Source organism: Roseateles sp. P5_E1 (assembly GCF_054049335.1).
The window spans coordinates 119794-132503 of the sequence record NZ_JBFUMN010000002.1; the positions used below are offsets into that span (position 1 = coordinate 119794).

12 protein-coding genes are annotated in these 12710 nt (G+C 64.7%); 6 read left to right on the plus strand and 6 right to left on the minus strand.

What is annotated here, in order from left to right; translation table 11 throughout:
• From ACXJKJ_RS03220 to ACXJKJ_RS03240, 5 genes are all read right to left on the minus strand, one after another.
• The gene (locus ACXJKJ_RS03220) at positions 1 to 651 is read right to left on the minus strand and encodes an MlaC/ttg2D family ABC transporter substrate-binding protein (RefSeq protein WP_056203349.1); all 651 of its coding nucleotides are present in this window, start codon (positions 649 to 651) and stop codon (positions 1 to 3) included.
• An 88-nt stretch (positions 652 to 739) separates the two neighbouring features.
• Entirely contained in the window at positions 740 to 1600 is an 861-nt protein-coding gene (locus tag ACXJKJ_RS03225) for an MlaA family lipoprotein (RefSeq protein WP_457389086.1), read from the minus strand.
• Positions 1597 to 2097, minus strand: coding sequence for an outer membrane lipid asymmetry maintenance protein MlaD (gene mlaD, locus ACXJKJ_RS03230; protein WP_457350026.1), 501 nt, complete (start codon positions 2095 to 2097; stop codon positions 1597 to 1599). Before mlaD ends, ACXJKJ_RS03225 begins: the two co-directional genes overlap by 4 nt.
• Before the next feature lie 12 nt (positions 2098 to 2109).
• Positions 2110 to 2889: a lipid asymmetry maintenance ABC transporter permease subunit MlaE gene (mlaE, locus tag ACXJKJ_RS03235; RefSeq protein WP_457389087.1), complete on the minus strand. Its 780-nt coding sequence runs from the start codon at positions 2887 to 2889 to the stop codon at positions 2110 to 2112.
• Positions 2886 to 3689 carry an ABC transporter ATP-binding protein gene (locus ACXJKJ_RS03240; protein WP_457324266.1) on the minus strand — a complete coding sequence of 268 codons (804 nt, stop codon included), beginning with the start codon at positions 3687 to 3689 and terminating at the stop codon, positions 2886 to 2888. The genes mlaE and ACXJKJ_RS03240 overlap by 4 nt, the downstream gene beginning before the upstream one ends.
• 313 nt (positions 3690 to 4002) lie before the next feature.
• Between ACXJKJ_RS03240 and ACXJKJ_RS03245 the strand changes: the two genes are divergently transcribed.
• Genes ACXJKJ_RS03245 through ACXJKJ_RS03270 form a run of 6 tightly spaced genes read left to right on the plus strand, consistent with a single transcriptional unit; the run spans position 4003 to position 11170 of the window.
• Positions 4003 to 4464: a type IV pilin protein gene (locus ACXJKJ_RS03245; RefSeq protein ID WP_457389088.1), complete on the plus strand. Its 462-nt coding sequence runs from the start codon at positions 4003 to 4005 to the stop codon at positions 4462 to 4464.
• On the plus strand, positions 4458 to 5048 hold the full coding sequence (locus ACXJKJ_RS03250) for a pilus assembly FimT family protein (RefSeq protein WP_457389089.1): 591 nt from the start codon (positions 4458 to 4460) through the stop codon (positions 5046 to 5048). The genes ACXJKJ_RS03245 and ACXJKJ_RS03250 overlap by 7 nt, the downstream gene beginning before the upstream one ends.
• Positions 5045 to 5449 carry a type IV pilus modification PilV family protein gene (locus ACXJKJ_RS03255; protein WP_457389090.1) on the plus strand — a complete coding sequence of 135 codons (405 nt, stop codon included), beginning with the start codon at positions 5045 to 5047 and terminating at the stop codon, positions 5447 to 5449. Before ACXJKJ_RS03250 ends, ACXJKJ_RS03255 begins: the two co-directional genes overlap by 4 nt.
• The gene (locus ACXJKJ_RS03260) at positions 5446 to 6591 is read left to right on the plus strand and encodes a PilW family protein (RefSeq protein ID WP_457389091.1); all 1146 of its coding nucleotides are present in this window, start codon (positions 5446 to 5448) and stop codon (positions 6589 to 6591) included. The genes ACXJKJ_RS03255 and ACXJKJ_RS03260 overlap by 4 nt, the downstream gene beginning before the upstream one ends.
• A gap of 9 nt (positions 6592 to 6600) precedes the next feature.
• A complete protein-coding gene (locus tag ACXJKJ_RS03265; RefSeq protein ID WP_457389092.1) occupies positions 6601 to 7245 on the plus strand; it encodes a pilus assembly PilX family protein in 645 nt (214 codons plus the stop codon).
• A gap of 28 nt (positions 7246 to 7273) precedes the next feature.
• Positions 7274 to 11170: a pilus assembly protein gene (locus ACXJKJ_RS03270; RefSeq protein ID WP_457389093.1), complete on the plus strand. Its 3897-nt coding sequence runs from the start codon at positions 7274 to 7276 to the stop codon at positions 11168 to 11170.
• A 64-nt stretch (positions 11171 to 11234) separates the two neighbouring features.
• Here the strand turns inward: ACXJKJ_RS03270 and ACXJKJ_RS03275 are convergent, their stop codons facing one another.
• The gene (locus ACXJKJ_RS03275; protein ID WP_056203317.1) at positions 11235 to 12710 is read right to left on the minus strand and encodes a glutamate synthase subunit beta; all 1476 of its coding nucleotides are present in this window, start codon (positions 12708 to 12710) and stop codon (positions 11235 to 11237) included.

Genomic DNA, 12710 nt, shown 5'->3' on the forward strand with positions numbered 1-12710 from the left:
TCAGCCCTTCGCGGCGGGAGCGCCGGCCTTGGCGTTCTTGTCCGCCAGGCTCTTGATCAGGCCGTCGATGCCGTTGGCGCCGATCTCCTGGGCGAAGCTGTTGCGGTACTGGTCCGCCAGCCAGATGCCCAGCACATTGACGTCATAGATCTTCCACTCGGCACCGGCCTTCTCCAGGCGATAGTCGAGCTGGATGGCATCGCCCTTGCCACGGATCTCGGTCTTCACGACGACCTCGGTGTCGGTCGGCTGGGCGCGCAGCGGCTTCAGGCCGATGGTCTGGTCCTTCACCTGCGTCAGCGCGCCGGCATAGGTGCGCACCAGCAGGGTCTTGAACTCGGCCTGCAGCTTGGTCTGCTGCTCCGGCGTGGCCTGGCGCCAGAAGCGGCCGACGGCCGATGCCGTCATGCGCTGGAAGTTGACGTGAGGCATCACCTTGGCGTCGACCAGGGCGATGATCTTGTTGACATTGCCGGCCTGGATGTCCTTGTCGGCCTTGACGGCCTCGATGGTTTCCAGGGACAGCTGGCGGATCAGCTGGTCGGGCGTGCCGCCATCGGCCGCATGGGCGCCATGCACGAGGCCAAGGCTCAAGGTCGCCAGGGTGGCCACGGTGAGCAGGCGGCGGCGCAGGGATTTCAGCACAGTCATGGTTTCGCTTTCTCTGAACGGGACGGGCGCTCAACGCGCCAGTCCGGATTTTGGTTGGCTCTCGGGACGTAACCGTTCGCGTGCGGATTCACCGCGCCGCTGCAGAGGCAGGCTCGGCAGGCTTCTTCACGTTCGCCGCGGGTTCGGACGCCGCAGGCTCGGGCGCTGAAGCTGCGGTGGCCGGTGCCGAAGCGCCGTTGCCCGGCACGAGCACCTCGACCTCGTCGTCATCATCGAAGCTGCCGCGGCGTTGCAGATAGGCGTCGCGGTAAAAGGTGTATTTGTCCAACGCAATGCCATCGAGCATTTCACCGGCACGCAGGAAATTGGAGCGCGTGTTGACGAGGCTCAGCGCGGTAATTGCGACCTTCTTGCGGCCATCGTCGAAGATCACGCCCGGCGAGGCCTGCCAGTCCACCGGCAAGGCCAGCGAGTCGCGCACCGAGGACGGGCCGAACAAGGGCCAGACGATATAGGCACCCGTGCCCATGCCCCATTTGCCCAGCGTCTTGCCGAAGTCCTGGCTGTTCTTCTCCAGGCCCGCTTCGGTGGCGATATCCAGCACGCCAGCCAGGCCGAGCGTCGAGTTGACGGCAAAGCGCATGCCCTGCTCCACACCGGCCTTGAAACGACCCTGCAGGAACAGATTGATCGCCGACCAAGCGTCGCCGATGTTGCCGAAGAAGTTGTCGACGCCGGTACGGATGGGCGCAGGCACGATCTCGGTATAGGCGGTCGCGACGGGCTTGAGCACGTTCTCGTCCAGCTTCTCATTGAAGGCGAAGACCTTGCGGTTCCAGGATTCCCAGGGATCCAGCCGCTGGCCCTTGGAGCCCATGACCTTGTCGACAGCCCGCTCGATGCGCGTGCCGACACCCTTGACGGTCTGGCAACCCGCCAGGCTCAGGGCCAGGACAAACAGGGCCAGCATGCGGACGATACGGTTCACGGCTTGCTCCCCGAGGCAGGTACTGCCGCTGCGGCGCTGCCCATGTCCGACGCCTTGCTGTTGATGAACTGGCCAATGAGGTTTTCCAGCACCACGGCGCTCTGCGTCTGCCTGATGATGTCGCCGCTGGCGAGGTTCTTCTCATCCGCACCCGGCTCCAGGCCGATGTACTGCTCGCCCAGCAGGCCCGAGGTCAGGATCTTGGCCGAACTGTCCTTGGGGAACTGCGTGTTCTTGTACATATTGAGCAGCACCTTGGCCTGGAAGGTCTTGTCGTCGAAGCTGATCGACTCGACACGGCCGACGACGACGCCGGCGCTCTTGACCGCGGCGTTAGGCTTCAGGCCGCCGATGTTGTCAAAACGCGCCGACACCTGGTAGGTGGCATCGAAATTGAGGCTCAGCAGGTTGCCAGCCTTGAGCGCGAGGAACAGCAGCGCAGCGCCGCCGATCAGCACGAACAGGCCCACCCAGGCGTCATATCGAGAGGATTGCATCCTTCCTTCTCCCTAAATCGAAAACATCATGGCGGTCAGCGTGAAGTCCAGGGCCAGCACGGCCAGCGACGACAGCACGACGGTACGCGTGGTCGCTGCCGACACGCCCTCGGGCGTGGGCCGGCAACCATAGCCCTGAAGCAGCGCGACGAAGGTGACCGTCACGCCGAACACCAGGCTCTTGATGACACCGTTGCCGACGTCCTTGAACACATCCACGCCGCCTTGCATTTGCGACCAGAAGGCACCGGGGTCGATGCCCAGCAGCGGCACGTCAACCAGCCAGCCGCCCATGATGCCAACCGCCGAGAAGACCGCGGCCAGCAAGGGCATCGCGATCAGCCCACCCCAGAAGCGCGGCGCCAGCACACGCTGCACCGGGTCCACGGCCATCATCTCCATCGCGGTGAGCTGCTCGCCGGCCTTCATCAGGCCGATCTCGGCGGTCAGCGACGTCCCGGCGCGGCCCGCGAACAGCAGCGCCGTGACCACCGGGCCGAGCTCGCGCACCAGGCTCAGCGCAGTCAGCAGGCCCACCGCTTCCCGGGAGCCGTAGCGCTGCAGCGCGTAGTCGCCCTGCAGGGCCAGCACGGAGCCAACGAACAGGCCCGACACGCCGATGATGAGCAGCGAGCGATTGCCCAGATAGAAGAGCTGCTCGCGCACGAGCACGAAACGCATCAGCGCCCGGGGCGAACAGGCGAGCAGCGCGCCGAACAGCCGCGCGGCGGCACCCAAATCGGCGAGCAGCATGCGCACGCTCAAGCCCAGGTTGGCGGCCAGCGCCATCATGACGCCACCCCGAAATCCTCGGCCACCGGCACGGCAGGCTGGTGAAAGCGCACCGGCCCGTCAGGCTCGGCACCCACGAACTGACGCACCAGCGGGTCATCGCTGTGGCGCAGCTCGTCCGGCGTGCCCTGGGCGACGATGCGGCCATTGGCCACCATCGCCACCTCGTCGGCGATCTCGAAGGTCTCGTGCAGGTCATGCGAGACGATGATGCTGGTCAGGCCGAGGGCGTCGTTCAGATCACGGATCAACCGAGCAGCCACGCCCAGCGAGATCGGGTCCAGGCCGGCGAAGGGCTCGTCATACAGCACCAGGTCCGGATCCAGCGCGATCGCACGGGCCAGGGCCACGCGCCGGGCCATGCCGCCGGAGACTTCGCTGGGCAGCAGGTCGCGCGCACCGCGCAGGCCGACGGCATTGAGTTTCATCAGCACCAGGTCGCGGATCATGGCCTCGGGCAGGTCGGTGTGCTCGCGCAGCGGGAAGGCCACGTTCTCGAAGACGCTGAGGTCGGTGAACAGCGCGCCGAACTGGAACAGCATGCCCATGCGCCGGCGCACGGCATACAGGCCGTCCAGGTCCAGGGGCGCCAAGTCCTGGCCGTCGAACAGCACCTGGCCGCTCATGGGCCTGAGCTGGCGGCCAAGCAGGCGCAGCACGGTGGTCTTGCCGCCACCCGAAGTGCCGATCAGCGCCAGCACCTTGCCGCGCTCCAGCTTCAGGTTGACGCCGTCCAGCACCACGCGGTCGCCGTAGCCGACGCTGACGTTGCGCAGTTCAATCAGAGGTGCGGTTGCCAAGGGATTCACGCAGGCAGGCTGCAAGCCGGGGGCTGGAGAAAGGGCGCCATGATAGGGGAAACACCGAGAACCACGGGGTTCACCCTTGGCAGACCTGTTGGCGTGCCGATAAAGAGCGGAGCCCGGACATCGCGTTGCTGCGTCCGCCTGCCGTCGTCAACCCTCTGAACAACTGGCGCGACCGCGCCAAACGTGCGCCAGTTCACGAATCGGCGCGCGGCTGCGACCAGCGTTCGTTGCTGCGCGACAAGCGGTATCGCTCCGGCGTCCCTCGCTACCAAAATAGCTTCCACCCGCCATGCAAAGCCCCACCATGCGTCAACGCCTCCGTACCACCGCCGCAAACGGCTTCACGCTCATCGAATTGATGATCGCGGTGACCATCATCGGCATCCTTGCAGCGGTTGCCATCCCGCAATACAGGGACTATGTGACGCGCAGCCGCCTGTCCGATGCAAGTTCCGGCCTGACGACGATGCGCGCGCAGATGGAGCGCTACTACCAGGACAACCGCACCTACGCGAATGTCGGGAACTTCGTCTCGCCCTGCAATAACGCCACGGCCTCAGCACGCACCTTCGGCAACTTCCTGGTCAGTTGCACCGGCACGCTGGATGCCACTCGATTCACCTTGCAGGCCGAGGGCAGTGGCCCGTCCTCCGGCTTCACGTTCACGATCAACCATCAGGACGTGCGAGCAACGACGGCTGTGCCCAGCAGCTGGGGCAGCACCTGCACCAGCAAGTGGATCATGAAGAAGGGCGACCCGTGCTGATACGTCGTGGCTCAGGCTTCAGCCTCATTGAGTTGTTGGTGGCCGTCAGCGTCCTGGCCATCTTGACCGCTGTGGCCATGCCCAATTTCATGACCTGGATCCGCAATTCCCGGGTGCGCACAGTCGCGGACGCCCTGCAGTCCGGTTTGCGCCTGGCCCAGGGCGAGGCGCAGCGACGCACGCATACGGTCGTGTTCTTCCTGACGAACAGCAAGACCTGCGATACGGCGGCGACGGCCGCTGCCGGAGGCAGCTATTGGCAGGCTCGCACCGTGCCCAACGCCCTACTGACTGGCGATGCAGCCGAAGCCGTGCAGTGCGGTGTGCTGACCGACGTGTCATCCGGCGTCAACCTGACCTCAAGCAAAACGGCGCTGTGCTTCGGTGGCGATGGCCGCCAGGCCACCGTGACCAATCCGGCCAGCGTCGGCGTCGACTGCACGGCGGCGGCAGCCAGCTACGACGTCACGTCGGCAACATCCAATGCAGAAAACCGCCGGCTGCGGTTGACGGTCAGTCTGGCTGGATCCGTTCGCATGTGCGACCGGGACAAGGCTTCGACAACGCCGGAAGGATGCCCATGATGACGCCCGCCCGCCGTGTCAGCCGTGGTTTCTCCCTGATCGAGATGCTTGTCGGCATCCTGATCATCTCTTTCGGGCTGCTGGGACTGATCACGCTGCAGGCCCGCGCGCTGCAGGTTTCCGTCAGCAGCGAAGATTCGCAGCGCGCAGCATTGCTGGCCAGTGAGATGGCGGCGCAGATGCTCAACCTCAATTCCGTCAACGTGCCCGCAGCGGTGGTCGCTGCCTGGGCGGCACGCGCCTCTGACCCTACCAACGGCGGCGTCCCCAACGGCGTGGGCACGGTGACTGCGACGAACGCGACGACCGCGCGCGTCACGGTGACCTGGGTACCGGTGCAGTCGACCGGCGCCGCCAACGACACGCACACCTACACCACAGACGTGGTGATTCCGCAATGAGGCGCGCACCATCCACCGCCTGTCGCGGTTTCTCCCTGATCGAATTGATGGTGACGCTTGCCATCGGCCTGGTGCTGACGCTGGCCATTTCGATGATGGTGGTCAGGCAGGAATCGCTGCGGCGCGGCGTGACGTCGGGCAATGACCTGACGAGCAACACCGCTTACGCGGCATATCTGCTGGATCGCGAGCTGCGCAGCGCCGGAGCAGGCTTCAGCCAAGCTTCGTCGGCGAACTACGGCTGCGACCTGAATGTGTCGCTGAACAGCGCCCAGTTGCTGCCCGCGACGGCCGCGTTTCCGGCGCCCTTCGCCACTGTGCCGCAAACCTATGTACTGGCGCCGTTGATCATTCACGCTGGCGCCGGCGCCAACGGATCTGACGTGATCGCTGTGGCGACGGGCAGCTCCGGGTTGAGCGAGTCGGCCCTGCCGGTTTCGCCCAGGTCCACCGCCGCAGGGCAGTTGAAGCTGGCCAACACACTGGGCATCCGCGGAGGCGATCTGGTGTTGCTGTCCCAGGCGGGCGTGGGTTGCATGGTGCAGCAGGTGAGCAACGGCTTCGCCGGCAGCGCCGCCCAGACGCTGACCTTCGGAGGGGCCTACGCCGCCAACACCATCAATGGTTTGACACTGCCCGGCTTCTCGAACGGCAATGCGTTTGTGTCACTGCTGGGCAACGTCAGCGGCAATCCACCGCGATTCATGCTGTTCGGCATTGGCGACAACGCAACGCTGTTTTCCTACGACCTGCTGAAGTTGAGCTCAAGCAACGCCGAGGCTCTGGTCGAGGGTGTGGTCGACATGCGGGTGCTGTATGGCGTCGATACCGTGCGTGCAGGACTGGAACAGGTCACCGCGTGGATTGCACCGAACGCTGCGGGTTACACCGCCGCGGAGCTGACGTCAGGCACCGCGGTCGCACAGACAAATCTGCAGTCCATCTACGCCGTCCGCGTCGGCCTGATCCTGCGCAGCGAGCTGGTCGAGAAATCCGATGTGACGCCAGCCACGCTGACGATGTTCAGCGACCTCGGCGCTGGCGTCACCTACACCTATACCGTACCCACGGGTACTGCGAACCAGCGCTACCGCGTCGTCGAGTTCACGGTACCGCTGCGCAATGTCCGCTACTCCCGCTGAGACGCCGTGATGAAGCGCATCCACACCCACTTCCGGTCGCCAAAGCACAGCCAGCACGGCATCGTGCTGATCTTTGCCCTCATCACGCTGGTCATCTTGCTGATCGGCGCGGTGGCCATCTCACGCTCCATCAATTCCAGCCAGTTCACCGTCGGCAACATCGGCTTCAAGCGCGACCTGACGAATCAGGGTGAGCGCGCCCTGCAAATTGCGATGGACGCGGTTCGAACAGGACCACTGGCCGTCGTGACGACTCGCAACACCAATCTGACAAGCGCCAACTACAGCGCCACGCTGCTGGCCACCAATGCCCAGGGCATTCCGAACGCCTTGCTGTCGGACGCCACCTTCGCTGCCGTCGGGGTCGCCAGCAACGACATCACCGTCGCGGACATGAGTGTCACGGTCCGCTATGTGATCGACCGCATGGCCACGGCCACGGGCGGCTGCAGCAGCAGCACCTGCACGATGGCCAACCAGACGGTCTTCGGGGGTGGCTCCAGTGAATGGATCAACTCGCAGACCAACAGCGGCGCGGCCAACAACGCGAACCCGTCCGCAGTTCCTGAACAGCCCATCTACCGCATCACGCTGCGAGTGAAGGGGCCGCGCAACACGCTGTCCTTCTTCCAGTCCACCTTCACCACCAACTGAGCCCGCTCAGGGCGCTTTGAGGTTTTCCATGAATGCAGTCCGCCTTGTTGTCTTCGTGCGCGGTCTGGCGCTGACAGCCAGCCTCGCGACACTTGCCGTGACGTCGTCTGCCCAGGTCGCGCTGTCGGACCAACCGGTGTTCACGTCCGTCAACGTGCCGGGCAACCTCGCGCTGGCATTGTCGGTGGAGTATCCGACGGCCATCAGCGTGGCCCATCCCTCGCGCACCTACTCATCGGCCAATACCTACATTGGTTACTTCGACCCAGCCAAGTGCTATGCCTATCGATACACGAATGGCACCGACACGGACAACTATTTCTACCCGGACGGGGCAGCCACCAATCGCACCTGCTCGAGCAAGTGGAGCGGCAACTACCTGAACTGGGCGTCGATGCAGACCATTGACCCGTTCCGGTGGGCGTTGACGGGCGGCTATCGCATCCTCGATACCTCGACGCTGACCGTGCTGGAAAAGGCCTGGGCCAGCAACCAGGGCAGCACCAGCAACTTTCCTGACAGCAGCGTCTCCACCACCGCCATCGTGGGCGGCGCCACGCCGTTTTCCACCGCCACCGGCATCGCCACGCGGATCTGGTCTCTCGGCAACAAAATGCGTTTCATGACGGCGACCTCCGGCATGCCGTCCCCCAACTACGGCAATGCGGCCACGCACTACAACCCCGGCGCGGCCTACGCGCATGGCACACTCTACGAGGTCTTCATCCGCGTGAAGGTCTGTGATTCTTCCGGGGCTGCCGGCGGCCTTGAGGCGAACTGCGCGCTGTACGGTGCCAGTTCCTACAAGCCGACGGGGCTGATGCAGAAGTACTCGGACAAGATCCGCTACAGCGCATTCGGCTATCTCAACGACAGCACGCTCAGCCGGGATGGCGGCGTGCTGCGTGCAAAGCAGAAGTTCATCGGCCCGATGAAGCCGGTTCCAGGCGGAATCCCGATCGCCAACGGAGACGGCTCGGAATGGGATGCCACGACCGGTGTCATGGTCACGAACCCCAATGCGACAGATGCTGCCGCCACGAACAGCGAGTTCGGCGTCTCGATCAGCAACAGCGGCGTGATGAACTACCTCAACAAGTTCGGCGAAATCTCGACGCCCAGCACCTACAAGATGTACGACCCCGTCGGCGAGTTGTACTACGCCGCGCAGCGTTATTACCGCAATCTGGGCAATGTGTCTGCGTGGACGTCGATGTCTGGCAATGCAGCAACCAAATCGACCTATGCCGACGGCTTCCCGGTCATCACGACCTGGGATGATCCCGTTCTGTATTCCTGCCAGCGCAACTTCATTCTCGGCATCGGCGACGTCAACGCCCACGCAGACCGCAACCTGCCGGGGGCAACAGGCTCGTCCGAGCCGTCCAAGCCAGCCGAAGTCAGCAACGATACGGACGTCAACGCCACGGACTGGACCAACCGGGTCGGCGTGCTGCAAGGCCTGGGCAATTCGCTTGCGTCCGTCCAGGGCTACGGCGGTTGCTGCACCAACAACGGCGCGCTGATGGCCGGCCTGGCCTACTGGTCCAACATCAACGACATCCGCACCGACAAGAGCGGCGTCCAGACCATCCAGACCTACTGGCTGGACGTCCTGGAATACCAGGCCTTCAAGTCCAACAACCAGTTCTACCTGGCTGCCAAATACGGCGGATTCAAGCCGCCCAGCAACTATACGGACGCCACGGCGACGGCCTCCCAGTTCGCCAGCAACGCGTCGACGAAGACGTGGTGGACCACGACCACCGACACCCTGCCGGACGGCTCGCCGCGTCCCGACAACTACTACACGGCCGCACAGGCCGATCAGATGGTGGCAGGCCTGAACAAGACCTTCTCCAGCATCGCTTCCCAGCTCTCTGCCTATTCGACGTCATTCTCGACAGCCCTGCCCCAGGTCTCGGCGCTCGGCGTTGCCTCCTACTCCACCAAGTTCGATGYGAAGAGCTGGACGGGCGAGCTTGAAGCCAGCCTGACCACCTTCAACGCGACGACGGGCGAACCGAGCCTGCAAAGCCAGTGGACCTTCGCCACCGTGCTGGACACGCAGGCCGCCGGCACGGGCTGGAACACCGCGCGAAAGATCGTCACTTACAACGGCAGCGCCGGCGTGCCCTTCCGCAGCGGTGGTGGCACCAGTGGCATTTCCGCGACCCAATTGACGGCCCTCGACACGTCCTATGTCTCCGGCAACGATTCAGCCAACTACCTGAACTACCTGCGCGGTGATCGCACCAACGAGGTGTCGTCCGCGGCGGTCGGCTCGACGCACGCCTACCGGGATCGTGCCAAGCTGCTGGGCGACATCGTCAATGCGAAGGCCCGCCCCGTCGCTGCACCGGCAGCGCCCTACTCCGCCGCCAACAACCCCGGCTACGACACCTTCAAGACCACCTACGCTGCTCGACCGCCCATGGTCTACGTCGCATCCAACGATGGCATGGTTCACGCCGTGGACGGCAGCCTGACCACGAGCACCTTCCCCAACACCAATCCGAGCACGCCGGGCAAGGAGATCTGGGCCTACTTTCCCAGCGCCCTGTTCAGCGGCCCGAGCGGCACCGGCAGTACCGACGGCCTGGCGTCCATCGGCAATCCGACCTTCCTCCACCACTTCATGGTGGACGCCACGCCGTTGACCATTGACGTCGACCTCGGCCGCACCGGCGGCGTCGTCGGCACCAGCAACTGGCGCACCATTCTCGTCGGCGGGCTGGGCAAGGGTGGCAAGGCGCTGTACGCGCTCGACGTCACCGACCCCGCTTCGGTCACGAGCGAGGCGATCGCGGCTCAAAAGGTGCTGTGGGAGTTCACGGATGCCGACCTGGGCTATGTCTACGGTCAGCCGGTGGTCGTCAAGACGCGCCGCTGGGGTTGGACCGTCGTGGTGGGCTCGGGCTACAACAACGCCGATGGCCACGCCTACTTCTTCTTCATCGACCCGCGCACGGGTGCGTTGCTGCAAAAGGTGGCTGCCACCACCAGCGTGGCCTCGGCTGGCAACAACTATTGCGCCACCTGCTCCGCAAGCAATCAGGCGGGCATGGCCCACATCAACGCCTTCGTGCTGGACCTGACTGACGGCTACGCCGACGCGATCTACGGCGGCGATCTGATGGGCAACGTCTGGCGGGTTGATGTCACCGGCACCACCGCCTATCCCGCCCCCGTCAAGTTTGCCCGGTTGGTGGGGTCCAATGGCAGCGCCCTGCCCATCACGAGCAAGCCCCTTCCCGTCGTGCAGCCCGGCACCAACCGCCGCTACATCACTGTGGGTACTGGTCGGCTGCTGGATGCCACCGATCTGAACAACACTCAGGCACAACGCTTCTTCGCGATCATCGATGGCTCGAACGCGGCTTTTGACGTGGATGGCACCATCACGGGACAAACCTCGACGCTGCCGGCGGGCATCACCTTCCCGCTGACGGTGTCCAACATGCTGCAGCTGACCGATCTGAACGCCAAGATCACGCTGAATCTGACCACCCAGCTCGGCTGGTATGTGGATCTCGGTGTCTCAGCCGGGGGGCCGGGTTGGCGAGTGCTGTCCGACCCGACCTCGTTCTATGGCACCGTCGCATTCGCGGCGACATCCCCCAGCTCTACCGACGCCTGCGCACCCAACGGCACCAGCCGCATTTATGCGATCGACCTCGGTTCGGGCTACTGCGGCCTCACTGGCGGTGGCTCGAGCTGCTACGTCAGCAAGACGGATGGCGTCGTCATCGACTTGACCTTCTACAGCGTCAACATCAACGGTGTCGGCAAGTCCGTGCTGCTCGCAGGCAAGGACAACTGCACAGGCAACAACTGCCAGCCGGTTGAAAAGGTCGACACGCGCAAGCCGGCCAATCTCGGCTTGCAACGCCTGAACTGGCGCGAAATCCAGGTCAATAACTGACCTTTGCCGCACAAGACAAGGCCGCCCTCGGGCGGCCTTGTTGCATGTGGGCCCAGGGGCGCTGTCAGCGCGGCAGCGTCGTCGAACCCATCAGGTATTCATCCACCGCACGCGCGGCCTGGCGGCCTTCGCGGATGGCCCACACCACCAGGCTCTGGCCGCGGCGCATGTCGCCGGCGGCGAAGACCTTGTCGACATTGGTCTTGTAGGCGCTGGCACCTTCGGTCGAGGCCTTGCCGTTGCCGCGCGCATCCTTGTCGACACCGAAGGCCTCAAGGATGGTGGCGACCGGCGACACGAAGCCCATCGCCAGGAAGGCCATGTCGGCCTTGAGGATCTGCTCGCTGCCTTCGACCTCCGTCATCTTGCCGCCCTGCCACTGCAGGCGCACGGTCTTGACGCCGGTCAGCTTGCCCTTCTCACCGATGAATTCCTTGGTGGCGATGGCGAACTCGCGCTCGCAACCTTCTTCATGGCTGGACGAGGTGCGCAGCTTGATCGGCCAGTAGGGCCAGGTCAGCGGGCGGTCTTCCACTTCGGGCGGCTGGGGCAACAGCTCGAACTGCGTGACGCTCTTGGCGCCGTGGCGGTTGCTCGTTCCGACGCAATCGCTGCCGGTGTCGCCGCCACCGATGACGATGACGTGCTTGCCGTCGGCGCGCAACTGGTTCTTCAGCTTGTCGCCGGCGTTGATCTTGTTCTGCTGCGGCAGGAATTCCATCGCGAAGTGCACGCCGGACAGCTCCCGGCCCGGCACGGGCAGGTCGCGCGACTGCTCGGCGCCGCCGGTCAGCACGATGGCGTCGAACTGGCTCTTCAGCTCGCCGGCGCTGATCGTTTCCTTGGCCCAGTTGGTGACCTTGCTGCCTTCGGGCAGGGCGGCGACCATCACGCCGGTGCGGAACTCGACGCCCTCGGCCTTCATCTGCTCGACGCGGCGGTCGATGTGGGACTTCTCCATCTTGAAGTCCGGGATGCCGTAGCGCAGCAGGCCGCCGACTCGGTCGTTCTTCTCGAAGACGGTGACGCTATGGCCGACGCGGGCCAGCTGCTGCGCCGCCGCGAGACCGGCCGGGCCGGCGCCAACGACGGCCACCTTCTTGCCGGTCCGCACCTTGGCCGGCTGGGCCGTGACCCAGCCCTCGGCCCAGGCGCGGTCAATGATGGCGTGCTCGATGGACTTGATGCCCACCGCGTCGTCATTGACGTTCAGCGTGCAGGCCGCCTCGCAGGGCGCGGGGCAGATGCGGCCGGTGAACTCGGGGAAGTTGTTGGTGCTGTGCAGCACGACGATGGCGTTCTTCCAGTCCTCCGGCCGGCCCTTGTAGACCAGGTCGTTGAAGTCCGGGATGACGTTGTTGACCGGGCAGCCGCTGTTGCAGAACGGCGTGCCGCAGTCCATGCAGCGCGCGCCCTGCTGCTTGGCCTGCTCGACGTTCAGGCCGATGACGAATTCCTTGTAGTTCTTGACGCGGGCGGGCGCGGGCTCGTAGCCCTCTTCCAGACGCTCGTATTCCATGAAGCCGGTGACTTTTCCCAT

What these genes read in the sequence shown, in the direction of transcription:
- mlaD (WP_457350026.1), bottom strand. Translation starts at nt 2,097, where the DNA reads ATGCAATCCTCTCGATATGACGCCTGGGTGGGCCTGTTCGTGCTGATC.
- ACXJKJ_RS03260 (WP_457389091.1), top strand. Translation starts at nt 5,446, where the DNA reads ATGAGGCGCGCACCATCCACCGCCTGTCGCGGTTTCTCCCTGATCGAA.
- ACXJKJ_RS03255 (WP_457389090.1), top strand. Translation starts at nt 5,045, where the DNA reads ATGATGACGCCCGCCCGCCGTGTCAGCCGTGGTTTCTCCCTGATCGAG.
- ACXJKJ_RS03220 (WP_056203349.1), bottom strand. Translation starts at nt 651, where the DNA reads ATGACTGTGCTGAAATCCCTGCGCCGCCGCCTGCTCACCGTGGCCACC.
- ACXJKJ_RS03265 (WP_457389092.1), top strand. Translation starts at nt 6,601, where the DNA reads ATGAAGCGCATCCACACCCACTTCCGGTCGCCAAAGCACAGCCAGCAC.
- mlaE (WP_457389087.1), bottom strand. Translation starts at nt 2,889, where the DNA reads ATGATGGCGCTGGCCGCCAACCTGGGCTTGAGCGTGCGCATGCTGCTC.
- ACXJKJ_RS03275 (WP_056203317.1), bottom strand. Translation starts at nt 12,710, where the DNA reads ATGGGAAAAGTCACCGGCTTCATGGAATACGAGCGTCTGGAAGAGGGC.
- ACXJKJ_RS03245 (WP_457389088.1), top strand. Translation starts at nt 4,003, where the DNA reads ATGCGTCAACGCCTCCGTACCACCGCCGCAAACGGCTTCACGCTCATC.